The 585-nt window shown below is 44.4% G+C and carries 1 protein-coding gene; it reads left to right on the forward strand.

Going from position 1 to position 585, the window contains the following annotated elements; translation table 11 throughout:
* Window positions 1-17 precede the first annotated feature (17 nt).
* The coding region (locus tag A3762_RS05375; protein ID WP_231878736.1) for a low temperature requirement protein A at window positions 18-585 on the forward strand (568 nt) is incomplete at its 3' end.

Raw genomic sequence — 585 nt, forward strand, 5'->3', positions numbered from 1 at the left:
GTGGAATCTTCATTGCATTGTGGTATGCCTGGGGTGAGCTCAGTATTTTCAACTCTATTTATGTCAGCACGGATATTTGGCATCGTATCATTATGTCAGTAATGATCTGTACATTGATGTTTATGGCCGCAGCGATACCCGCAATTGAAGGGAAAGGATGGGCTTTCTTTGCACTGGGATTTGCCGCGAATCGAGCAATGCTCGCCATGCTATATGTAAGAGCTCGGCGAAACAATTCAGAAACACACTCGATGTGCAATGAGCAGATCCGAAACTTATCAAGTTTCGCCATTATATTTGCCATTACGGCATTTCTGCCAAAACCCTATGCTTTCTGGGCCTTTGCGGCGGCTCTGGTTGCCACGCAAACGCTTTACATGATTCCGAAAGTCTCTGTACTACGCCATGAACGTTTTGCTCCTCGACTCGGTCATATGGCGGAACGCTTCTCTCTACTCACACTTATCATTCTCGGCGAAGGCTTTTTTAAGTTAGTTATTACACTTTCCGAAAAAGGTATCTATAAAGTTTCCTCCGACGTGCTTGTCAATTTCGTTATTGGCGGAATATCCATGTTCATCATGT

Source organism: Oleiphilus sp. HI0125 (genome assembly GCF_001635355.1).